Annotated in this window: 20 protein-coding genes; all 20 read right to left on the minus strand. The window is 71.9% G+C overall.

Features of this window, described 5'->3' with window-relative positions:
- Nucleotides 1-9: 9 nt before the first annotated feature.
- Nucleotides 10-1,413, minus strand: a complete 1,404-nt coding sequence (gene murC / locus DI005_RS13090; protein WP_113642261.1) for a UDP-N-acetylmuramate--L-alanine ligase — start codon at nt 1,411-1,413, stop codon at nt 10-12.
- Nucleotides 1,397-2,533 carry an undecaprenyldiphospho-muramoylpentapeptide beta-N-acetylglucosaminyltransferase gene (murG, locus tag DI005_RS13095; RefSeq protein ID WP_112272507.1) on the minus strand — a complete coding sequence of 379 codons (1,137 nt, stop codon included), beginning with the start codon at nt 2,531-2,533 and terminating at the stop codon, nt 1,397-1,399. Before murG ends, murC begins: the two co-directional genes overlap by 17 nt.
- Complete coding sequence (gene ftsW, locus DI005_RS13100; protein ID WP_112272508.1) at nt 2,530-3,999, minus strand: putative lipid II flippase FtsW; 1,470 nt, start codon at nt 3,997-3,999, stop codon at nt 2,530-2,532. Before ftsW ends, murG begins: the two co-directional genes overlap by 4 nt.
- Nucleotides 3,986-5,401, minus strand: a complete 1,416-nt coding sequence (gene murD, locus DI005_RS13105; protein ID WP_113642262.1) for a UDP-N-acetylmuramoyl-L-alanine--D-glutamate ligase — start codon at nt 5,399-5,401, stop codon at nt 3,986-3,988. Before murD ends, ftsW begins: the two co-directional genes overlap by 14 nt.
- Before the next feature lie 5 nt (nt 5,402-5,406).
- On the minus strand, nt 5,407-6,492 hold the full coding sequence (gene mraY, locus DI005_RS13110) for a phospho-N-acetylmuramoyl-pentapeptide-transferase (RefSeq protein WP_112272512.1): 1,086 nt from the start codon (nt 6,490-6,492) through the stop codon (nt 5,407-5,409).
- Nucleotides 6,489-7,949 carry a UDP-N-acetylmuramoyl-tripeptide--D-alanyl-D-alanine ligase gene (murF, locus tag DI005_RS13115; protein WP_113642263.1) on the minus strand — a complete coding sequence of 487 codons (1,461 nt, stop codon included), beginning with the start codon at nt 7,947-7,949 and terminating at the stop codon, nt 6,489-6,491. The genes mraY and murF overlap by 4 nt, the downstream gene beginning before the upstream one ends.
- Nucleotides 7,946-9,541, minus strand: a complete 1,596-nt coding sequence (locus tag DI005_RS13120) for a UDP-N-acetylmuramoyl-L-alanyl-D-glutamate--2,6-diaminopimelate ligase (RefSeq protein WP_113642264.1) — start codon at nt 9,539-9,541, stop codon at nt 7,946-7,948. Before DI005_RS13120 ends, murF begins: the two co-directional genes overlap by 4 nt.
- A 328-nt stretch (nt 9,542-9,869) precedes the next feature.
- Complete coding sequence (locus DI005_RS39695; RefSeq protein WP_369973574.1) at nt 9,870-10,793, minus strand: hypothetical protein; 924 nt, start codon at nt 10,791-10,793, stop codon at nt 9,870-9,872.
- Nucleotides 10,790-11,272, minus strand: a complete 483-nt coding sequence (locus DI005_RS13130; RefSeq protein WP_112272520.1) for a hypothetical protein — start codon at nt 11,270-11,272, stop codon at nt 10,790-10,792. Before DI005_RS13130 ends, DI005_RS39695 begins: the two co-directional genes overlap by 4 nt.
- Entirely contained in the window at nt 11,269-12,522 is a 1,254-nt protein-coding gene (locus tag DI005_RS13135) for an MCE family protein (RefSeq protein WP_113642265.1), read from the minus strand. Before DI005_RS13135 ends, DI005_RS13130 begins: the two co-directional genes overlap by 4 nt.
- Entirely contained in the window at nt 12,522-13,676 is a 1,155-nt protein-coding gene (locus DI005_RS13140) for an MCE family protein (protein WP_112272524.1), read from the minus strand. The genes DI005_RS13135 and DI005_RS13140 overlap by 1 nt, the downstream gene beginning before the upstream one ends.
- Nucleotides 13,676-14,860 (minus strand): MCE family protein, encoded by a 1,185-nt coding sequence (locus tag DI005_RS13145; RefSeq protein ID WP_112272525.1) that lies wholly within the window; start codon nt 14,858-14,860, stop codon nt 13,676-13,678. Before DI005_RS13145 ends, DI005_RS13140 begins: the two co-directional genes overlap by 1 nt.
- Entirely contained in the window at nt 14,860-15,900 is a 1,041-nt protein-coding gene (locus DI005_RS13150) for an MCE family protein (protein ID WP_112272526.1), read from the minus strand. The genes DI005_RS13145 and DI005_RS13150 overlap by 1 nt, the downstream gene beginning before the upstream one ends.
- Nucleotides 15,897-16,949 (minus strand): MCE family protein, encoded by a 1,053-nt coding sequence (locus tag DI005_RS13155; RefSeq protein ID WP_112272528.1) that lies wholly within the window; start codon nt 16,947-16,949, stop codon nt 15,897-15,899. The genes DI005_RS13150 and DI005_RS13155 overlap by 4 nt, the downstream gene beginning before the upstream one ends.
- A complete protein-coding gene (locus DI005_RS13160) occupies nt 16,946-18,250 on the minus strand; it encodes an MCE family protein (protein WP_113642266.1) in 1,305 nt (434 codons plus the stop codon). Before DI005_RS13160 ends, DI005_RS13155 begins: the two co-directional genes overlap by 4 nt.
- The gene (locus DI005_RS13165) at nt 18,247-19,095 is read right to left on the minus strand and encodes an ABC transporter permease (protein WP_170200591.1); all 849 of its coding nucleotides are present in this window, start codon (nt 19,093-19,095) and stop codon (nt 18,247-18,249) included. Before DI005_RS13165 ends, DI005_RS13160 begins: the two co-directional genes overlap by 4 nt.
- Nucleotides 19,095-19,889, minus strand: coding sequence for an ABC transporter permease (locus DI005_RS13170; RefSeq protein ID WP_112272532.1), 795 nt, complete (start codon nt 19,887-19,889; stop codon nt 19,095-19,097). Before DI005_RS13170 ends, DI005_RS13165 begins: the two co-directional genes overlap by 1 nt.
- Nucleotides 19,890-19,913: 24 nt before the next feature.
- The gene (locus DI005_RS13175) at nt 19,914-20,687 is read right to left on the minus strand and encodes a glucose 1-dehydrogenase (protein ID WP_113642267.1); all 774 of its coding nucleotides are present in this window, start codon (nt 20,685-20,687) and stop codon (nt 19,914-19,916) included.
- 7 nt (nt 20,688-20,694) lie between these two features.
- On the minus strand, nt 20,695-22,203 hold the full coding sequence (locus DI005_RS13180) for an aldehyde dehydrogenase (protein WP_113642268.1): 1,509 nt from the start codon (nt 22,201-22,203) through the stop codon (nt 20,695-20,697).
- Between the two features lie 9 nt (nt 22,204-22,212).
- Nucleotides 22,213-23,097: a 3-oxoacyl-ACP reductase gene (locus DI005_RS13185; RefSeq protein ID WP_112273194.1), complete on the minus strand. Its 885-nt coding sequence runs from the start codon at nt 23,095-23,097 to the stop codon at nt 22,213-22,215.

Consider the following 23,097-nt stretch of genomic DNA (forward strand, 5'->3'; position numbering starts at 1 on the left):
CAACACTCCCTAGGCGCCACGGCGGTCGAGTTCGGCGAGGATCTCGGGCCCGAGCTGCGTGACGTCCCCAGCGCCCATGGTGACCAGCAGGTCGCCCGGCTTGACCAGGTCGGCGGCGAGCGCGGCCGCCCGGTCGAACGCGGGCTCGTAGTGCACGGTCGCGCCGGTGATCCGTTCGGCGATCAGCTCACCGGTGACGCCGGGCTCCGGCTCCTCCCGCGCACCGTAGACGTCGAGCAGGATCACCTCGTCGGCGAGCCCGAGCGCGGCGGCGAACTCGTTCGCGAAGGTCCTGGTGCGCGAGTACAGGTGTGGCTGGAAGACCACCACGACGCGGCCGAGCCCCGCCGCGTGCCGCACGGCGCGCAGCTGCGCCGCGACCTCCGTCGGGTGGTGGGCGTAGTCGTCGTAGACGCGCACGTCGGCGGCGCGGCCCTTGAACTCGAAGCGCCTGCGCACCCCGCCGAACGCGGCGAGGCCCTCGGCGAGCCCGTCGGCGGGCGCGCCCAGTTCCAGCCCGGCCAGCAGCGCGGCGACGGCGTTGAGCGCCATGTGCTCACCCGGCACCGCCACCCGCACGTCGAGCTCCTCGCCTGCCAGCGCGATCCGCACGGTCCCGCCGTCCTCGTGCGGCGTGTAGCCCAGCACGCGGGCGTCCTGCTCGCCGGTGGCCGAGCGGCCGTAACGGCGCACGCGCACGCCGTCGGCCTCGGCGCGCGCGGCCAGTTCGGCCGCCGGGGCGTCGTCGGCGCAGACGATGAGCACCCCGCCCGGCTCGACGCGCTTGGCGAACTCCGCGAACACCGCGACGTAGGCCTCCGCCGTGCCGTGGTGGTCGAGGTGGTCCGGCTCGACGTTGGTCACCACGGCGACCGACGGCGTGTAGGTCAGGAACGAGCCGTCGCTCTCGTCGGCCTCGGCGACGAACATGCCGCCCTCGCCGTGGTGGGCGTTGGCCCCGGACTCGTTGAGGTCGCCGCCGATCGCGAACGACGGGTCGAGCCTGCAGTGCTGCAGCGCGACCGTGAGCATCGACGTGGTCGACGTCTTGCCGTGGGTACCCGCGATACACGCGGTGCGGTGGCCCGCCATGAGCGCCGCGAGCGCCTGCGCCCGGTGCAGCACCGGCACGCCGCGCTCCCTGGCGGCGGCCAGCTCGGGGTTGGTGTCCTTGATCGCGGTCGACACGATCACGGCCGACGGCCCGCCCTCGAACGCGTCGAGGTTCTCCGCTCGCTGGCCCACTTCGATGCGGGCGCCCTGCGCGCGCAGCGTGAGGAACGCGCGGGAGTCCTTCGCGTCGGAGCCGGACACCTCCGCGCCGCGGGCGAGCAGGATGCGGGCGATCCCGCTCATCCCGGCGCCGCCGATGCCGATCAGATGGGCGCGTCGCAGCTCATCGGGAAGTTCCATGTCCCCCAGCCTCCAGAACCAGTTTGGCCAGCACCTCGTCGGCCTCGCGGTGCCCCAGTGCCACCGCGGCCGCGCTCATCTTCGCGAGCCGCTCCGGGTCGGTCACGAGGGGGAGCACCAGCTCGGCCACCTTTTCCGGGGTCAGCTCGGCGTCGGGCACGAGCAGGGCCGCACCGGCGTCGACGGCGGGCTCGGCGTTGAGCGCCTGCTCGCCGTTGCCATGCGGCAGCGGCACGAACACCGACGGCAGGCCGACGGCCGACACCTCGGCCACGGTCATCGCCCCGGACCGGCACAGCACCATGTCGGCGGCGGCGTAGGCGAGGTCCATGCGCTCCAGGTACGGCACGGGCACGTACGCGGGGCGGCCGGGGTACTCGCGCACCGCCACCGTGTTCTTCGGCCCGTGCGCGTGCAGCACGCCGACCCCGGCGTCGGCGAACTCCTTCGCCGCGCCGGACACGGCGTTGTTGATCGAGCGGGCGCCCTGTGACCCGCCGAAGACGAGCAGCGTGGGCGCGTCCGGGTGGAGCCCGAAGTGCTCGCGCGCCTCGGCGCGCAGCGCGGGCCGGTCTAGCGCGGTGATGGAGCGGCGCAGCGGGATGCCGATGACGTCGGCGCCGGGCAGCGTCGTGCCGGGCACGGCGACCGCGACCTTCTTCGCGAACCGGGCACCGACCTTGTTCGCGAGGCCCGCGTGCTTGTTCGCCTCGTGCACGACGATCGGCACGCGGCCGCGCGCGGCCAGGTAGGCGGGCAGCGCGACGTAGCCCCCGAAGCCGACCACCACGTCGGCGCCGACGCGGTCGAGCACCTCGCGGGTGCGGCGCACGGCGTCGCGGACCTTCAGCGGGAGCCGCAGCAGCTCCGCGGTGGGCTTGCGCGGCAGCGGCACGGGCGGGATGAGCTCGAGGGGGTAGCCCCTGGCCGGGACGAGCCGGTTCTCCAGGCCGCGCTCGGTGCCCAGCGCGACCACCTTCGCGTCCGGCCGCAGCCGCTTCACGGCGTCGGCCAGCGCTAGCGCCGGTTCGATGTGGCCCGCCGTTCCCCCACCGGCAACGACCACCGTCGGTGCCGCCGCCGAAGCGGCCTTCTCGCCCCCAGGTACGGGCTGGCTCACCTGTGTCCTCTCCGCGTCGAACTTCCTCGCCGGGTGCCGCCTCTCGGCGTGCTCCGTCGACCGTACTCCGGGGCCGCCCGCCTGCGGTCCGGCGCCGCGGCGGACCGCGCGCTGCGGGGGGCCGGTCTGCCGCCCTTGGCCTGGCCGCTCCGGCCGCTGCCCCTGCGCTTCGAGGGGGGCCGGTACGGGTCCGGCGCGGGCAGCCGCATCAGGCGCCCGAACTTACCGGGTCCCTGGGTGCGAAGTGCCGCCACCGCCTCGGGCTCGTGCCGGGCGCAGTTGGCGAGGATGCCGAACAGCAGCATCGTCACGAGCAGCGACGTTCCGCCGTAGGAGATCATCGGCAGGGTCACGCCGGTGACCGGCAGCAGGCCCACGACGTAGCCGATGTTGATGGCCGCCTGGGCCACGAGCCACACCGTGAGCGTGCCGGCGACGATGCGGATCCACGGGTCGAGATTGCGCACGGCGATCCGCAGCCCGACGAACGCCAGCAGCCCGAACAGGCCGATCACCACCAGGCAGCCGACGAAGCCGAGCTCCTCTCCGATGAGCGCGAAGATGAAGTCGTGTTGCACGTTCGGCAGGTACATCCACTTCGACTGGCCCTGCCCGAGCCCCTTGCCGAACAACCCGCCGTCGGCGAGCGCGTAGAGCGCCTGGTTGGCCTGCAGCCCCTTGCCCAACGGATCGGCGTCGGGGTTGAGGAACGACATGATGCGGTCGAGCCGGTACTCGGCGATCAGCGCGAGCAGGACGGCCCCCGCGACACCACCCGCGAAGATCACCGCGAACAGCCGCTTCGGCGCGCCCGCGAACCACAGCAGGGCAACGAGCACCACGCCGAGGGTGATCGTGCCGCCCAGGTCGGGCTGCGCCATGACCAGCGCGAACATCAGCAGCGCCACCGGCACCAGCGGTACGAGCAGGTGCCGCCACTGGTGCAGCACCTGGTACTTCACCACGAGGATGTGGGCGCCCCACAGAGCCAGCGCGACCTTGGCGACCTCCACCGGCTGCAGCGACAGCGGGCCGATCACGAACCAGCCCTGCGAGCCGTTGATCTTGCTGCCGAGCGGGGTGAGCACGAGCGCCAGCAGCCCGAGACACACGACGACACCGGTGGACGAGAGCGCGCGGATGCGTTTCAGCGGCACGCGCACGCCGAGCCAGAACACCACCGCGCCGAGCACGCAGAACAGCAGGTGGCGCTGGAAGAGCGCGTAGACGCTGGAGTCGCTGCCCGGGCTGTACGACGAGACCGACGACGCCGACAGCACCATCACGATGCCGATGGCGCCGAGCGTGCCGCACGTGGCGAGGATCAGGTGGAAGTCGGCCAGCGGGCGGGAAAGCCACGCCGTGAGCGCGGTGCGCACCGCGGTGAAGCCGCGTTCGGCCCGCTCCCTCCTGCGGCGGGGACCCCGCTCGCCGGTGCTGTCCCGGACCTCGTCAACCGCCGTCACGCTGGTGCTGCCCTCTCAGCGCGTCGACGGCCGCGGCGAACGCGTCGCCCCGTGCCGCGTAGTCGCGGAACATGTCCAGCGACGCGGCAGCGGGCGCGAGCAGCACCGCGTCACCGGGTTGCGCCAGGGCGCGGGCCGCGCTCACCGCCGAAGTCATGGGTTCATCGTCACCCGGACCCAGTCGCTTCACCGGGACATCCGGCGCGTGTCGCGCAACAGCGGCGGCGATCACGTCGGCGTCGGTGCCCAGCAGCACGACCCCGCGGAGCCGTCCCGCGACCGTCGCGACCAGTTCCTCCACGGACGCTCCCTTGAGCAGGCCGCCCGCGATCCACACCACGGAGGAGTGCGCGAGCAGGGAGCCCACGGCGGCGTGCGGGTTCGTGGCCTTCGAGTCGTTGATGTAGCGGACGCCGTCGAGCTCGGCGACCTCGACGGCCCGGTGCGCTCCGGGCCGGAAGGAGCGCAGCCCCTTCGCGACGGCGTCGGCGCCGACGCCGTATGCCCTGGCCAGCGAGGCGGCGGCCAGCGCGTTGGCCACGTTGTGCGGGCCGGGTGGCCGCACGTCGGCGAGGGTGGCCAGCTCCTCGGCATTGCGCACCGGATCGGCGACGAACGCCCGGTCGACCAGCAGGTCCTCCACCACGCCCAGCTCGCCGGGCCGGGGGGTGTCGAGCCGGAAGCCGACGTGCGCGGCGCCCTCCGGCGCGTGCTCCCCGGCCAGCCGCACCGACGTCGCGTCGGCGACGTTCCGCACCACCGTGGCCGAGCGCGCGTGGATCGTGCCCTTGGCGTCGGCGTAGGCGTCGAAGCCACCGTGCCAGTCGAGGTGGTCCTCGGCGACGTTCAGCACCACGGATGCCTTCGGCGCGAGCGTGCTCGACCAGTGCAGCTGGAAGCTCGACAGCTCGACGGCCAGCGCCTCGTGCCCCGCGAGCACGGCGTCGAGCACGGCGAAGCCGACGTTGCCGCAGGCCACGGCGTCCACCCCGGCCGCGCGCAGCACCGACTCCAGCATGCCGACCGTGGTGGTCTTGCCGTTGGTGCCGGTGACGGCGAGCCACGCGGGCGGGTGGTCCCTTTCCTGGGAGATCCGCCAGGCCAGCTCGACGTCGCCGATCACTTCGACGCCCCGCGCGGCCGAGGCCGCGAGCAGCGGGGCGCCCGGCCGCCAGCCGGGGCTGGTCACGACCAGCGCCGTGCCATCGGGAGGCTCGGTGAGGCCGGGGACGAGCGTGGCGCCGAGCCCTTCGAGCTCGGCGAGCCGCTCCGCGTTGCCGTCGGTGACGGTGACCTCGGCGCCCAGCCCGGTCAACGCGGTGGTCACCGACCTGCCGGTCACCCCGGCGCCCGCGACGAGCACCCGCATCCCGGCTGTGTCCACGCGGTCGACGCCGTCCATGCCGCCTAGCCTCCTCCGAGCCCGAGCTGCTCGCTGTAGAACAGGCCGAGCCCGAACATGCAGCAGATCGCCGCCAGCAGCCAGAACCGGATGATCACCGTGGTCTCGGCCCAGCCGGCCAGCTCGAAGTGATGATGGAACGGCGCCATTCGGAAGAGCCTGCGCCGCGTCGTCCGGAACACCGCGATTTGCAGCACCACCGAGACCATCTCGACCACGAACAGGCCGCCGATCACGATCGCGAGCAGCTCGGTGCGGGTGGTCATCGACAGACCCGCCACCAGGCCACCGAGCGCGAGCGAACCGGTGTCGCCCATGAAGATCTTCGCGGGCGCGGCGTTCCACCACAGGAACCCGACGCACGCACCGGCCCCGGCCGCGGCCACCACCGCGAGGTCGAGCGGGTCGCGCACGTCGTAGCAAGCGGCCTGCGGCGACTCGACACAGCTGAGCCGCGCCTGCCAGAACGCGATGACGACGTAGGTGCACAGCACCATCGCGGCGGCGCCGCCCGCGAGCCCGTCGAGGCCGTCGGTGAAGTTCACCGCGTTCGACCACGCCGAGATCAGCAGGTAGCAGAAGAGGATGAACACCGGCACCGGGAAGAAGATCAGCGCCAGATCACGCACGTAGGAGAGGTTCTGCGACGCCGGGGTCAGCCCGTTCTCGTCGGCGAACTGGAGCGCGAGGATGCCGAACCCGAGCGCGACGACGAGCTGGCCCACCAGCTTGGCCGTCTTGTTCAGGCCGAGGTTGCGCTGCTTGCGGATCTTGATGAAGTCGTCGAGGAAGCCGACGATCCCGAGCCCGACCGACAGCCCGAGCACCAGCAGGCCCGACGCCGTCGGCCCGTCGTTGGTCGAGCTGCGCAGCCAGTCGGCGAGGTGGGCGACGAAGTAGGCGACCACCATCGCGACGATGATCGCCACGCCGCCCATCGTCGGCGTGCCGCGCTTGGACTTGTGCCCCTCCGGGCCCTCCTCGCGGATCTCCTGACCAAAGCCCTGCTTCGAGAAGAACCGGATCAGGTACGGCGTGAGCAGGATGGAGACCAGCAGCCCCACCGAGGCCGCGATCATGATGCTGATCACGCGTTATCGCCTTCCAGTAGCGAATCGGCCACGCGCCACAGCTCGGCGACCTTCGAGGCCTTCACCAGAACGACGTCGTCGGGACGCAGCTCGCCGCGCAGCAGCGCGATGGCGGCGTCGGTGTCGGGAACCAGGACCGACTCCTCTCCCCAAGAACCCTCGTGGCTTGCGCCGTGATGCATGGCCGCGGCCTCCTGGCCGACCACGACGAGCCGGTTGATGTTGAGCCGGACGGCGAGCCTGCCGATCTCGTCGTGCGCGGACACGGTATCGGCCCCGAGTTCTCCCATCACACCGAGTACCGCCCACGACCGGCGCTGCTTCGCCATGGAGGCCAGCGTCTTGAGCGCGGCCCGCATCGACTCCGGGTTGGCGTTGTAGGAGTCGTTGAGGACGGTCACGCCGTCGGCGCGGGTGGTGACCTCCATGCGGCGGGCCGAGCGGCGCTGCGCGGCGGACAGCCGCTGTGCGACGTCGGCGACCGACGAGCCCAGCTCCAGTGCCACGGCGGCGGCGGACAGCGCGTTGCCGACGTGGTGCTCGCCGAAGAGGCCCAGCGTCACGTCGGCCGCGCCCTGCGGGGCGACGAGGCGGAACGACGCGCGGGCCTGCTCGTCGAGGCGCACGTCCTCCGCGCGCACGGTGGCTTCGGGGTGTTCGCCGACGCCGACGATCCGCGCCTTCGTGCGCGCGGCCATCGCGGCGACGAGCGGGTCGTCGAGGTTGAGCACCGCGACGCCGTCGGCGGGCAGCGCCTCCACGAGCTCGCCCTTGGTCTTGGCGATGCCCTCGCGGGAGCCGAACTCACCGACGTGCGCGCTGCCGACGTTGAGCACAACGCCGATGCGCGGCGGCGCGACGGCGGCCAGCTCGGCGATGTGACCTGGGCCGCGCGCGGAGAGCTCCAGCACCAGGTGGCGGGTGCTCTCGTCGGCGCGCAGCGCCGTCCACGGATGGCCGAGCTCGTTGTTGAACGACCCCGGCGGGGCGACGGTCGGCCCCAGCGGCTCCAGCACCTGCGCGATGAGGTCCTTAGTGGACGTCTTGCCCGACGAGCCGGTGACCCCGACGACCGTGAGCCCGCCCTCGGCGAGCCGCGTCACCACGTGCCGGGCGAGTTTGCCCAGCGCCGCGAGCACGGCCGCGCCGGAGCCGTCGGTGTCGCCGGCCAGCGCGACCGAGCGCTCGTGTGCCGCGCCCGGTGGCAGCGGCGGCACGATCACGGCAGGCGCGTCGACCTCGCGAGCGGCCAGCACGCCCGCGGCGCCGGCCTCGATCGCGCGCGCGGCGAAGGTGTGCCCGTCCACCCGCTCGCCAGGCAGCGCGACGAACAGCCCGCCCTCGGTGAGCTGCCGGGAGTCGAACTCGACGGGCCCGCTGACGCGCTCGCCGCCGTCACTGTTGTGCAGCCTGCCGCCGACGACGTCGGCGATCTCGGCCAGGCTCAGCGCGATCACACGATCACCTCGAGTTTGTCGCGGATGGCGGCCTCCAGCTCGTCGCGGTCGGAGAACGGGTGGACCACACCGGCGATCTCCTGGCCGGTCTCGTGCCCCTTGCCCGCCACGAGCACGACGTCGCCGGGGCGCGCGCGCTCGACGGCGGTGACGATGGCCTCGCGGCGGTCGCCGATCTCCAGCACCTCGCTGCCCTGGGCGGGGCTCACTGCGCGCGCGCCGTGCAGCATCGCGTCCCTGATGGCGGCGGGGTCCTCGCTGCGGGGGTTGTCGTCGGTGACGATCACCAGGTCACTGCCCCTGACCGCGGCCTCTCCCATCATCGGACGCTTGGCCGTGTCCCGGTCACCGCCGCAGCCGAGGACGGTGATGATGCGGCCCTCGGTACGGGCGCGCAGGGCCTGCAGCGCCTGCGTGACGGCGGCGGGCTTGTGGGCGTAGTCGACGACGGCCGTGAACTCCTGGCCGAGGTAGACGCGCTCCATGCGGCCGGGCACCTCGACGCTCGCGAGGCCCTCGACGATGTGCTCCAGCGACACGCCGGTGGTGTCCAGGATCGCGGCGGCCAGCGCGGCGTTGGCGACGTTGAACTCACCCGGCAGCGGGAGGGTCGCCGTCGCCGTGCGGCCGTCGGGGTGGTGCAGCACGAAGGACTGCTCGCCCGTCGGCGTGATCGCGATGTCGGAGGCACGCCACACGGCCTTGGTGCCGGGCTCGGTCGACACCGTCACCGTCTGCGGGGTCACCAGCTGCTGGCCCCACGCGCTGTCGACCACCACGGCCTCGTGCGTGGACCGGCCGTCGAACAGCAGCGACTTGGCGGCGAAGTACTCCTCCATGTCGCGGTGGAAGTCGAGGTGATCCTGCGAGAGGTTCGTGAAGGCGCCGACGGCGAAGCGGGTGCCGTTCACTCGGCCCAGTGCTAGCGCGTGGCTGGAGACCTCCATCGGCACGTGGGTGACGCCCTGCTCGGCCATCACCGCGAACAGCGCCTGCAGGTCGGGGGCCTCGGGCGTGGTGAAGGCGCTGGCGAGGCGTTCGCCGGCGATGCGCGTCTCGACGGTGCCGATGAGGCCGGTGACCCGGCCCGCGGCGCGCAGGCCCGACTCGACGAGGTAGGCGGTGGTGGTCTTGCCGGAGGTGCCGGTGATGCCCAGCACGGCCAGTTGCAGCGACGGCTCGCCGTAGATCCACGCGGCGATCTCGCCGAGCACCCCGCGCGGGTCGCTGTGGACGAGCACGGGGAGGTCGGTGTCGCGCAGCGCGGGGCGCTCCGCGCCGGCCTCGTCGGTGAGGATCGCGGCGGCGCCCGCGGCGATCGCGTCGGCGGCGAAGTCGGCGCCGTGCGCGCGGGCGCCGGGCAGCGCGGCGAAGAGGTCGCCGGGCATCACGTGCTGGGCTCGCAGCGTCGCACCGGTCAGCGCGACCTCGGCGGCGGCCGGGTCGGCGATCAGGCGGGCATCGGCGCGCGCGACCAACGTCGTCAGCGGCACCGGTTCGATGCGATGCGGACGCGGCGGCGCGACGACGGCCTTGGCCGGGCTGTCCGGAACCCGCCCTGCCTGGGCGGACTCGTCCTTGTTGACAGACACGCGGGAAGGTTACCGGCGGGGCACTCGGCTCCTGGAAGCGGTGCAGCCCCTCGCGCGAGTCCCCCGCTCCAGCCCGCGAGTCCCCCACTCGGAGCAGCGAGTTCCCCGCTCCAGCGCGCGAGTTGCGCACTCCCGTTCGCGAGTTGCGCACTCCCGTTCGCGAGTCGCGCACTGCGGTTCGCGAGTCGCGCACTGCGGTTCGCGAGTCGCGCGTTCGCGGTGGGCCCGCGGGCTTCGCAGCGGTCCCCAACGCGCAACTCGGCGTCCCCAACGCGCAACTCGCCGTCCCGAACGCGCAACTCGCCGTCCCCAACGCGCAACTCGCGGGTCAGAGGCCCGCCAGGGCCGCGATCTTCCACTCGCCGCCGACGCGTTTGGCCACCACGGCCAGTGCGGCGCTGGTGGTCTCCTGGCGGTTGGCGTCGGCGGTGTGCAGGGTCTGCTGGTCGACCAGGGCAAGCACGCGTGCCTCGTCGCCTGCCAGTTCCCGCACGCCGACGGAACGCACCGTGGTGGTGCGCACCAGGCGCTGCTCACGCGCTTGCGCCGACGCCGCCGCGAAACTCTCCTCGTACTGGCCCACCGCCTGCTCCACCAGCACGCGATCGGCCGCGCGCTCGGTGCGCTCCAGGTTGTTGTAGTCGTAGGAGAAGATCGCCTTCAGTCCCGCGCTCACCTGGTCGGCGACCTCGCGCGTCCCGGCCTCGTCCGCCAGCGCTACGTTGCCGCCCGGGTCCCTCAGCCGTTCCGCCTCCAGCGCCGACCACACCGCCACGCCCACCGCGAGCACCAGCACCGCGGTCAGCACCGCCATGATCGTCGCCCGCCTGCGCGGCAGCCCCGCGACCCGCCCGGCCGCCGGGGAACCGGCAGCGGGCTCCGCATCCGGGTCTCGCTCCGCGCCAGAAGCCCGCTCCACCGCTGAGCCCGGATCCCCATCTGAGTCTTGCTCCGCATCCGGGGCCCGCTCCACCGCTGAGCCCGGCTCGCCATCCGGCGCCCGCTCGCCCGCTGCGTCTGGGTCCGCGCCCGAAGCCCGCTCCACCGCCAGACCCGGCTCCGCCTCCGGAGCCCCCGCGGCCTCCGGCGGCTCCGGCGTCTGGGCATCGCTGCTCGCCGGCGCGGCGAGGTCCTCCCGCCCCGTACCCCGGGAGCCCGAGGCGCCCCTCGCGAACGGTGACGGGGTCCTGTTCCGCCGCTGCCCCGTCTCCTCCGCCCGCTCGGCGCCGGCGTCCGCACCCGGCTCGCTCATCGACCCGCCGCCTGCACGTCGCTGACCTTCCATCCCGCGTCCGTCCGCTCGGCGCGAACGGTCAGCCTGCTGCGCTGCGGCGCCGGGGGTTGCCCCTGCGTGCCCAGCCGCACCTCCAGCACGGCGATGAGCCGGGCACTGCCCGCCCCCAGGTCCAGCTCGGTCACGGCAGCCTGCAGCACGCTCGCCGACGCGACCGTCCGCGTCCCCGCCGCACGGTCGAGTTGCAGCTGGCGGTCCCTGGTGAGCTCGTCGCCGAGCTTGCCCGTGGTGACGTCGAGCCAGCGGTCGATGTCGCGCCCGGCCGTGCGGTGGTCGATCGTGTGCAGCGCGAGCAGTCCGTCGGACACGGCGGCGAGCACGGCGTCGCGCTCCCGTGACACCTCCAGCGCGTCGTCGTTCGCGGCGCTCACCCACGACCAGCCGAACCACGCGGCGGCGGCCACGGCGAGCGCAGTCAGTACCGCGAGCACCCTCATTCCGGCAGCCCCAGCAGCCCGCCGACGCCGCCGGAACCGGAGCCGCCGAGCAACCCCAGCAGGCCCGGCAGCGCGTCGTCGCGCGGCCGCCCGTCCGTGGTCGGCTGCTCGGGCGTGCTCTGCTCCGGCACGTCCACCGGCATGCCCGCGTACGGCGCGTTCTGCGCGCCGCGCACGCTGCTCGGGCTGCCGGGCGGCTCCGCGCAGTACGCGTCGGTGTTGGGAGGCGCCTCGCTCGTGTCGTTGGCGGGTCGCTGGCGCGTGCCCTCATAGCCGCGCGTGCACGAGTACGGGTCGAACAGGTTCAGCACGAACCCGAGGTGGCCTTCCCCGCCCGAGGTCACCGACCGCGTGAACGCCGAGATCACCGGGTAGGCCACGAGCAGCTGCTCGATCGCGTCGACGCGCGCCGTGGTGATGGTGGACGTCGTGAGCAGGTTGGCGATCACGACGCCGAGGTCGGTGCCGGACACGGCGAGCACGTCGCTGACCTCACGGCTGAGCTTCGGGGCCTCGTCGATCACCTTCCGCAGGTCTGGATCGGCGCCCTTGAGCTGTCCCGCGATGGTGCGCAGCCCTTCGGCGATGGCCGCGATGTCATCGGCCTGCCGCCGTTGCGTGTCGAGCACCACGCGCCCATCGGCGAGCAGCGCCCGCGTCTGCGGCAGGTTCTCGGTGGCCGTGGCGGTGAACGAGCCCGCCGCGTCGAGCAGCTGCTGCAGCTCGGGTCCCGCGCCGGCGAACGCGTCGTAGGTCTCGTCGACGACCGTGCGCAGGGAGCCGGGATCGACGCTGGCGACCAGCTTGTCGAGGTTGGCCAGCACGGTGTCGGGCGCCAGCGGGATGGACGTGCGTTCCTGCGTGATCACCGAGCCGTCCTCGAGGTAGGGGCCGTTCTGGTGGCGCGGTACCAGGTCGACGTACTGCTCGCCGACCGCCGACCGGTTCGACACCCTCGCCTCGGTGTCGTCCGGGATCGGCTCCGCGCCCGACTCGACGTCGAGGGTCAGCTCGACGCCGTGCTCGGTGAGGTTCATCGCCACGACCCTGCCGACCGCTACACCCCGGTAGGTCACCTCCGCGTTCACGAAGATGCCACCGGAGTCGGCCAGCCGCACGGTCACCGCGTAGCCACGCGTGCCGAAGAGCCGGTCCAGCCCCGCGTAGCTGATGCCCGCGTAGAGCACGGACACCACGGCGATCACCACGAACACGAGGAGCTTCATCCGGTGCCGTCCGGTGAGCCTCATCAGCCACCACCTCCCAGCAGCCCGCCGAGCAACCCGCCGAGCACACCGCCTTCCCGAGACTCGGTGGCTGGTGGGTTCGTCTCCGGCAGTGGCAGCGTGGGCGGCGCCGGGCCGCCGAGATCGAGGGGCGGCAGCTGGATCGGCGGCTGGGACGAGTTGGTGAAGTTCTGCAGCAGCAGGTCGAGGTTGAGGTCGACGCGCGCGGTCACGTTCGCGTAGTCGCCCCTGATCACCGCGCCAGCCGAGTCGGGGAACGGGTAGGTCGGCAGGATCTTCAGCGCGGTCGGCAGGTTCGTGCCGGCTTCGGCGAGCTTCTCCAGCGTCGGGGCGAGCGCGTGCAGGTTGGCCACCAGCTCGTCGCGGCTTGCGTTGATCGTCTCCGTGGCGACGCCGGAGAGCCTGTCGAGCGACTGCAGCATCCCGACGAGCTGGTCGCGCTGCCCGGTCACCACCCGCAGCCCCGGTTCCAGGTGGTCGAGCGCGGTGGTGAGGTTGCCGGTCTGCGCGACGAGCGTGCTGGAGAGCCGGTTGAGCCCGTCGATCGCGCGGATGATCTCGCCCTTCTGCCCGTCCAGCTCGGTCGCGAGGTGGTCGACGCGCGACAGCAGAGCCCGCACCTCGGCCTCGTTGCCGGACAACGCCGCGTTGAGCTCCTCGGTGATCGTGGACAGCTGCTCGATGCCGCCGCCGTTCAGCAGCAGCGACAGCGCCCCGAGCACCTCCTCGACCTCGGGGTTCCGGTTGGTCCGCCCCAGCGGTATGCGCGCGCCGTCGGCGAGCGTGCCGGTGGCCCGTTCGCCCGCGGGCGGGCCCAGCTCGACGAACTTCTCCCCCAGCAGGCTCGACTGGCGCAACCGGGCGTCGGCGTTGGCGGGCAGCACCACGTCGCCGTTGACGGCGAGCGTCACGATGGCCGACTTCGTGTCCTTCGCCAGCTCCACCTTCTCCACGCGGCCCACGGCCACGTCGTTGACCTTCACGGCCGCCTGCGGCACCAGGTCGAGCACGTCGGCGAACTGCGCCGTGACACGGTACGGGTGGTCACCGAGGTCGGCGCCACCCGGCAGCGGCGTGTTGTACAGCCCGCCGAAGCCGCCGTCACCGCAGCCGGCGAGCAGCACGCAGGCCGCGAGGGCGAGGACCAGTCGTCTCATCAGCCCGTCTCCAGCGGTGTCGTCAGCAGGTCGACCACCGGCAACGGCAGCGGCGGCAGCTTGCCGTTCTGCAGCGCGTTCAGCGTCTCGGGCACCGAGGGCAGGTCGAGGGTCTCGTCGAAGAACGGGGCGAGACCCCGGCACAGGTCGCCGAGCGTGTCGGGCAGCTGGGCGGGCGTGCCCGCGCTCACGAGCTTGCACAGCGTCTCCATCAGCGGGTGCGCGAGCTCGTTGGCGTTGTAGCGCACCTGGATGCTGCCAGACGCGGCGTCGTAGGTGTTGATGAAGTTGGTCATGCCGGTCGGCCCGACGTCGAGCACCTCGGCGAGCGCCGCCCGCTGGTCCACGAGCACGCCGGTGATCCCCGCCAGTTTGTCCACATTGGAGGATAGAAGGTCGCGGTTGTCCTGGACGAACTGCCGCACCTCCGTGAGGGAGCCGCCCAATGCGGACAGCGCGGCGGCCACGTCGTCGGAGTCCTCGGCGAGGAACCCGGTCACCTGCGCGAGCCGGTCGTAGAACTCGGTGAGCTGCGCGTCGCTCTGCGCCAGCGTCGAGGTGAACGTCTGCAGGTTCCGGACCGTGGCGAAGAGATCTCCCTTGGAACTCTCCAACGTGGTCGCCAGCTCCGCGAGCCGGGTGACGGTGGTGTTGAGGTTCTTGCCGTTGCCGTCCAGGTTGGCCGCGGCGGTGTCGAGCACATCGGACAGTGCGCCGTTCGCGTTGGCGCCGTCGGGACCGAGGCTGGTGGACAGCTCGTTGAGGCTGCCGTAGAGGTCGTCGAGCTCCACCGGGGTCGCCGTGCGCTCGCGCGGAATCACCGCACCGGCCGCCAGCGCGGGCCCGGTGTCGTAGGCGGGGGTCAGCTGCACGTACCGGTCGCTCACGAGGCTCGGCGCGACTACGACGGCGCCAGCGCCCTCGGGGATCGGAACGTCCACCTCCATGTCCACGCGCACCGCGCCGCCCTCCGGCCGCACCTCCGTGATCTGCCCGACGGGGATGCCCAGCACGCGCACCGACGAGCCCGCGTAGAGCCCGACGGTGCGGTCGAAGTAGGCGCTGATCTTCGTGCCGCCCTCGCGCGTTAGCCACCACAGCGCGGTCGCGAGCACGAGCACGGCCACGCAGGCCAGTGCGAGCCAGCTGTAGAGGCTGCGCCGGGCTCTCGTGTCGACGGTCATCAGTTACCTCCGCGGACGTCGACGCCCTGGTTCGGCGCCGCGATTGGCGGCGAGCAGCCCTCGGGGTTGATCTGCGCGCCCGCCACCGTGATCACCGGGGGCAGCAGGCCGCAGATGTAGCCCTCGAACCAGCGGCCGTTGCCTGTGGCGTTGGCGCCGATGCGGGTGAACGGCGCGAGCAGTTCGAGGCTGCGGTTGAGGTTGTCCTGGTTGCGCTGCAACAGATCCGTGACGACGCCGAGCTGCCGCAGCGCTGGGGTGAGCTGCTCGCGGTTGTCGGCGACGAGCCCGGTGAGCTGCTCGGAGAGCTGCTGGGCGCCCGTCAGCAGCCGGTCGATGGCGTCCTCGCGGTTCTGCAGCTCGGTCAGCAGCAGGTTGCCGTCGTCGATCACCCGGCGCAGCTGCGTGTTGCGGTCGGCCAGCACCTTCGAGACGCCGCTGGTGCTGGACAGCAGGCGGGCCAGTTCGTCGTCACGGGAGGACACCGTCTGCGCGAGCGCCGACATGCCGCTGAGCGCGTCCTTGAGGTGCTGCGGGGTGTTCTCCAGCGAGTCGGCGATCACCTCGAAGCTCTGCGCCAGCTGCCCGGTGTCGATGTCGCCGACGGTCCGGTCGAGGTCGGTGAAGACGTCCTGGATCTGGTACGGCGTGCTGGTGCGCTCCAGCGGGATCGGCTCGTTCGGGTCCAGCACGCCGTCGCCCTTCGGCCGCAGCGAGAGAAACTTCTCGCCCAGCAGGGTCTTGACCTCGATCGAGGCCTCGGTCTGCCTGCCGAGCCGGACGTTCTCGACGGCGAAGGTCACGTGCACCTTCCTGCCCGCCAGCGTCACCTCGTCGACCTCGCCGACCTTGACGCCGGCGACCTGCACCTCGTTGCCGGAGGACAGGTCGGCGGACTCGGCGAAGTAGGCGGAGTAGGTGGTGCTGTTGCTGAGGAGGGGCAGCTGGTCGGAGTTGTAGGCGACCAGCCCGACGAGCGCGATCAGCACGAGCGTCACCGCGCCCACCGCGGCCTGGTTGCGTTCCTTGAGTGGCTTCATGGTCCTGTCGGCGCTCCCGTCGGTTTGCACCGCTCCGGTTGCTCGGTGGCCGGCAACGGCAGGAAGGGCAGGGTGACGTTGAGCGAGGAGATGCCGATCGTGCCGGTGAGCCCGCAGAGGTAGTAGTTGAACCAGCTGCCGTAGCTCAGCGTGCGCGTGAACTTCTCGAGGTTTCCGGGCATCACCTGCAGCAGGTGCTCGAGCAGTTCCTCCGAGCCGGCGAGGTTGCCCGAGAGCGCGCCGAGCGCGGCGATGTCGCGCTGCAGCGGCGGCCGCGCGTCCTCCAGCAGTCCGGAGGTGACGGTCGTGAGGTCGCCGAGCGCCGACACCGCTTCGCCGATGGGCCGGCGTTGCTCCGAGAGCCCGGTCACGAGCTGCTGTGTGGCGTCGATGAGCCCGCCGAGCTGGGGGCCGCGCTGGTTGACGGTGCCGAGCACGTTGTTCAGGTTGCCGATGACCTGGCCGATCACCTCGTCCCGGCTCGCGATGGTGGACGTGAGCGACGCCGTGTGCGACAGCAGGCTCTCGATCGTGCCACCTTCCCCTTGCAGCACCTGGATGATCTCGTAGGAGAGCTGGTTGACCTGCTCTGGATCGAGCGCGTCGAACAGCGGCTTGAACCCGTTGAACAGCACGGTGAGGTCGAGTGCCGGCTGGGTCCGTTCGACCGGGATCCGCGCCCCCGGTTCGAGCACGCCATCGCCCGCGACGTCGGTGCCGAGCGAGAGGTAGCGCTGTCCGACGAGGTTGCGGTACTTGATCGTCGCGGTGACCCCGGCGGGCAGCTCGCGCACCGACTCGACGTCGAAGTGCACTTCGGCGAGATTGTCCTCCGAGACGGTGATCTCGGAGACCTGCCCTACCTTGACACCCACGATGCGCACGTCGTCGCCGCGCTGCAGGCCGGAGGCGTTGGTGAACAGCGCCGTGTAACCGGACGTGGGGCCGAAGTTGGTGTTGGCGATGGTGGCGCCGAGTATCCCGGTGAGCAGCACGGTGACGGCCGCGAACACGACGATCTTCACCAGCGACGGGACGAAACTCCTCATTCGAGCACCACCTCCGCTCCGCGATAGAGCGGCCCGACGAGCAGGCTCCCCCAGCCCGGCGCGTCCTCGGGTGCGATGCCGGTGGACGGCGCGAGCAGCTCGGCGAGCAGCTGGTGCTCGGCAAGGGAGTTCGCCACCCGCGGCACCCCGGCCGTCGTCCCGCTGCCGTAACCGGCCCGCTTGGGCGGCGGCGGATGGGTGGAGCCGTCCTTGATGGGGCCGTCGGACGGGTACTGCGGCCACGCGCCCGGCGGCTCCACCTGCGGGTAGCAGCGGGGACCGCGTTTGTCGTCGTAGCGCGGCTCGTCCTGGCCGGGCAGGTACTTGCCGCGGCTGGCCGTGATCCGGATCGTCACGTGGTTCATCTCGTCGGTGCCCTTGCCGAACGCCTCCTCCGCGCGGGGCACGGCCTCGGCGAGCTGACGCAGCAGGCACGGGTACTCCGGCGCGTACTTCGCGAGCACGTCGAGGGTCGGCTGCACGGTGCTGGTGAGCGCGATCAGGTTGTCCTGGTTGACCTCCAGGAACCGGCCGAGGTCCACCGAAGCGGTGCTGACGCTCGCGTACAGCTCGCCCAGCGCCTGCTGTTTCTCCACGATCGTGCGCGTGGTGGTGGTGAGATCGGACAGTGCCTGGAGGAAGTCCGGTGCCACGCGGTCGTAGGTGTCCGCCACGTCGGCGAGACCGGTGATGTCGGCCTTGAGGTCCGGCAGCGACGGGTTCAGCTTGCCCAGGTAGTTCGAAAGCTGCACAAGCGTGTCCCCGAACTGCTCCCCGCGGCCCTCCAAGGCCGTCGACACCGCATTGAGCGTGGAGGAGAGCTTCTGCGGCTGCACGGCCTGCAGGAGCGGCATCACGTCGTTGAGCACCTGTTCCAGCTCGATCGCCGAGCTGGAGCGGTCCTGGCCGATCACGGCCCCGGCCGCGATCGGCTCGGCCGCCCGCTCCGGCAGTTGCAGCGCGACGTACCGCTCACCGAAGAGGGTCTTCGGCAGCAGCCTCGCGGAGACGTTCGCGGGTATCACGCCCACCTTCTCCGGTTGCAGCGCCAGCTCCAGCGCGGCGCCGTCGCCGGTGGTCTCGATGGCGCGCACCTCGCCGACGAGCATGCCGCGCACCTTCACGTCTGCGCCCACGCGCATCTGGTTGCCGACGTGGTCGGTCTCCAGCCGCACGCCCACGTAGTCGGTGAACGCCTTGTTGTAGATCGCCACGCACAGCGCGAGCAGCAACGCCGCCACGATCAGGAACACCAGGCCGAGTACCTGGTGCCAGAGCCTGCGCAGCAGCGTCGCCCTCACCCGGAGATCCTCACCGTCGTGGAGGAGCCCCAGATCGCGAGGCTCAGGAAGAAGTCGATGACCACGATCAGCACGATCGACGTCCGCACCGCTCTGCCCACCGCGACGCCCACACCCGCCGGTCCCCCGCTCGCGGTGTAGCCGTAGTAGCAGTGGGACAGGATCACCAGTGCGCTGAACACGATCACCTTGAGGAACGACCAGAGCACGTCCTCTGGTGGCAGGAACAGGTTGAAGTAGTGGTCGTAGGTACCGGCCGACTGCCCGTAGAACCACACCGTGATCTGCCGCGACGCCAGATAGGAGGAGAGCAGCCCGACGGCGTAGAGCGGGATCACGGCGGTGATCCCGGCGAGCACCCGCGTGGTGACGAGGTAGGGCATGCTCGGCACGCCCATCACCTCCAGCGCGTCGATCTCCTCCGAGATGCGCATGGCGCCGAGCTGGGCGGTGAACCCACAACCCACGGTCGCCGACAGCGCGAGCCCCGCCGCGAGCGGCGCCACCTCGCGGGTGTTGAAGTACGCCGAGATGAACCCCGTCAGCGCGGCGGTGCCGAGCTGGTCGAGCGCGGAGTAGCCCTGCAGGCCGACGATGAGACCGGTGAACAGGGTCATGCCGATCATCACGCCGAGGGTCCCGCCGATCACGGCGAGCGCGCCCGTGCCGAAGCTGACCTCGGTGAGCAGCCGCAGCATCTCGCGGCTGTAGCGGCGCACGGTGCGCGGCGCCCACGCGAGCGCCCTGGCGTAGAAGGAGAGCTGCCTGCCGAAGCCCTCGAGGCTCGCGCCGGGACGCGCGATGATCTCCAGGGTGCGGTCGGACACCGTCGGCTCGCCGCTCATCACAACGCCTTCGGCGGGACGATCTGGAGGTAGATCGCGGTCAGGGCGACGTTGATGAGGAACAGCAGCAGGAACGTGATGACCACCGCCTGGTTGACCGCGTCCCCGACTCCCTTCGGCCCGCCCGCCGGGTTGAGTCCGCGGTACGCGGCCACCACGCCGGCGACGAAGCCGTACAGGAACGCCTTGATCTCACTGATGAAGAGGTCGGGCAGCTGCGCGAGCGCGTTGAAGCTCGCGAGGTACGCACCGGGCGTGCCGCCCTGCATGACGACGTTGAAGAAGTAGCCGCCGAGCACACCGACCACGCTGACGAGGCCGTTCAGCAGCACCGACACGACGATCGCCGCGAGCACCCTCGGCACGATCAGCCGCTGGATGGGATTGACGCCGAGCACTTCCATGGCGTCGATCTCCTCGCGGATCTTTCGCGCCCCGATGTCGGCGCAGACGGCGCTGCCGCCCGCCCCGGCCACGAGCAGCGCCGTGATCAGCGGGCTCGCCTGCTGCACGATCGCGAGCGCGCTCGCGGCACCGGTGAACGACTGCGCGCCGATCTGCTGGGTCAGCGAGCCGAGCTGCAACGCGATCACCGCGCCGAACGGGATCGCGACCAGCGCGGTGGGCAGGATCGTCACGCTGGCGAAGAACCAGCACTGCTGGATCCACTCCCTGGTCTGGAACGGCCTGCGCGGAATCGCGCGCAGCACCTCCCACGCCAGGGTCGCGAGCCTGCCCACCTGTGCCAGCGCGGCGGTGCCGGGGATCGTCATCGACCCCTGCTGGGCTCCCATCAGACCTCCGGCGGCTCTACTCGGTCACAGCTTCAGCGCGTGTGTGGCCGTGGCGCCCCCGTCCGCCACGAACTCGCCCCCCGTGCAGTACGAGCTCTCGTCGCTGGCCAGGAACAATGCCACGTCGGCGATCTCCTCCGGCCGCCCGACCCGCTGCAGTGCGAGTCTGCGGGCCACCCGCGAGAAGTCCACCTCGGCGCCCCCGGCCGCGTCGCTCACCATCTGGGTGTCGATCATGCCGGGATGCAGTGAGTTGACCCTGATGCCGCGTTCTCCGAGCTCGAGCGCGGCGACCTTGGTCATTCCCCTGATCGCGAACTTACTCGCCGTGTAGGCGACCAGGAACGGCATACCGGCGAGTCCCTCCACAGAGGACACGTTGACGATCGAGCCGCCACCCGCGGTGGACATGGGTTCAACGACCGAGCGCATGCCGAGAAACGCCCCGACCTGGTTGATTCTGATCACCCGCTCGTAGTCGGCCAGTGTGGTCTGGCCCAGCGGAGAGAAGTGCAGCACCCCGGCGTTGTTGACCAGGACGTTGAGCGTGCCGAACTCGGCGACCGTGCGGTCCACGGCCTGCGCCCAGTCGTCCTCCTCGGCCACGTCGAGGTGCGCGTAGGCGGCAGGGTCGCCGAGCTCACCGGCGAGCGCCTTGCCCTCGGCGTCGTTCACGTCGGCGATCATCACCTTGGCACCCTCGGCGGCGAACCGGCGCGCCGCGGCGGCACCCTGCCCGCGCGCGGCGCCGGTGATCAGCGCGACCTTTCCCTTCAGCCTGCCCTCCAGCGTGCCCATGCCCGCGTCACATCATCTCGTCGGTCAGGGGCATGAACACCGATTTGAGCTCGGTGTAGGCCTCGATCGCCGACAGCCCGCCCTCGCGGCCGAGCCCGGACTGCTTGAACCCGCCGAAGGGCAGATGCGGTTCGATCTGGAAGCCGTTCACGCCCACGGTGCCCGCCCTGAGCGCGCGCGTGACCCGGAAGGCCCGCTGGACGTCGGCGGTGAACAGCCCCGCGCCGAGCCCGTACTCGGTGTCGTTGGCGAGCGCGATCGCCTCGTCCTCGTCGTCGAAGGGCACCACGGCGAGCACGGGGCCGAAGATCTCCTCCTGCGCGATGGTGGCCGAGTTGGCGACATCGGCGAAGATGGTCGGCGCCACGAAGTTGCCGCCCGCCAGGTCGCCGCCGAGCCGCTCGCCACCGGTGACGAGCCTGCCCTCGGACTTGCCCTGCTCGATGTAGCCGAGCACCCGGTCGAGCTGACGCTCGTTGATGAGCGGCGCGGAGATCACGGCCGGGTCGAACGGGTCGCCGTAGGTCACCGCGGCGGCCATGCCCTGCGCGGCGCCGAGGAACTCGTCATAGACGTCGCGGTGCACCAGCGCCCGCGTGTTGGCCACGCACGCCTGCCCGGACAGGCCCATCGTCACGGCGCCGACCACGGTCGCGGCGGCCACGCCGACGTTGGGCGCGTCGGCGAACACCACGGCTGGGCTCTTGCCGCCGAGCTCGAGCGAGACCCGTTTGAGGGTGCCCGCCGAGGCCTCGACGATGCGCTTGCCGACGGCGCGGCTGCCGGTGAAGCTCACCTTGTCGACGTCCGGATGGTTGATGAGCGCCTCGCCCACCTCCTCGCCCGTGCCGGTGACGACGCTCAGCACACCCTCCGGCAGGCCGGCTTCGACGAGCAGCTCCACCATGCGCAGCACGGAGAACGTGCAGTACTCGGACGGCTTGAGCACGATCGTGCAGCCCGCCGCCAGCGCGGGGGCGACCTTCTGCGCGAAGAGCAGGAACGGCGCGTTCCACGGCAGGATCGCCGCCACCACGCCGATCGGCTCGCGGAAGGTCATGGCGAGGTGGTCGCCACCCTGGTACGGCGGCAGCGTCTGGCCGCCGAGCTTGTCGACCCACCCGGCGTGGTGGTCGAAGACGTCCGCCGCGGCGCCCACCGACGTGGCGTAGATGCCGCCGAAGGACAGCGGCACCGAGTTGTCGAGCGCCTGCAGCGCGCGCAGCTCGTCGGCGTGCTTGCGCAGCAGCTCGGCGTAGCGGTGCAGCAGCCCGATGCGCACCCCCGCCCGCGAGCGCGACCAGGTGCCCGAGTCGAACGCCTTCCTCGCGGCGGCGACGGCGGCGTCGACGTCGGCCGCGGTGGCTTTGGCGAACTCGCCCACCTCCTCGCCGGTCGCCGGGTGGTGGTGGGTCCAGGTGGCGCCGCTCTCGGACGGGCCCCAGGAGCCGTCGATGAGGAGCTGGCCTGCCTTGAGCCCCACCGACTCGCGGTGCGGCTGCACGGTGAGCGTCATGTGTTCTCCCTAGGGAAGCGTCAGAACGTCGTTGGCTGCGAACATCCGATCGGGGTCGCGGTCGGCGAAGTACCCGCCGACGTGCTCGGCGAGCTCGGCGGTGGTCCACGTGCCGCCCGCCGTGTCGAAGCGCCGTTCCACCTCCGGTGGTTTGAGCAGCGCGACCATGCCGCCGTGCACCACGAAAACCTGGCCGTTGATCGCCTCGGCCGCGGGCGAGGCGAGGTAGGCGACGAACGGGGCGACGTGGTCCACCGACAGCGGGTCGACGCCCTCGGCGGGCGCGTCGCCGAAGACCTCCTCGGTCATCGCGGTCCGCGCCCGGGGACAGATGGCGTTGGCGCGCACGCCGTAGCGGGCGAGCGCCCGCGCGCTCGACACCGTGAGCGCTGCGATGCCCGCCTTCGCGGCGCTGTAGTTGGGCTGGCCTGGGGAGCCGACGAGGAACGCCTCCGACGCGGTGTTGACGATCCGGCCGTACACCGGTCCGCCCTCCACTTTGGACTTTCCGCGCCAGTACGCCGCCGCGCCGCGGCAGAGCAGGAAGTGCCCACGGAGGTGGACGCGGAGCACGGTGTCCCACTCCTCGTCCGACATCGAGAACAGCATCCGGTCACGCAGCACGCCCGCGTTGTTGACGAGCACGTCCAGCCCGCCGAAGTGCTCGGTCGCCGCGGCGAGCAGCGCGTCGGCGGTCTCGCGCTCGCCGACGTCGCCGGTGACCGCGAGCGCCTTGCCACCGGCTGCCTCGATGTCGGCGACGGTCCGCGCGGCGCCGTCCCCGACGTCGTTGACCACCACCGCCGCACCGGCCGACGCGAGCGCGAGCGCCTCCGCGCGCCCGAGCCCCGCGCCCGCTCCGGTGACGACGGCGGTCCTGCCCTCAAGGCTCAC

The organism is Prauserella sp. PE36 (genome assembly GCF_003311655.1).
In the GTDB taxonomy this organism is placed as follows: Bacteria; Actinomycetota; Actinomycetes; order Mycobacteriales; family Pseudonocardiaceae; genus Prauserella_A; species Prauserella_A endophytica.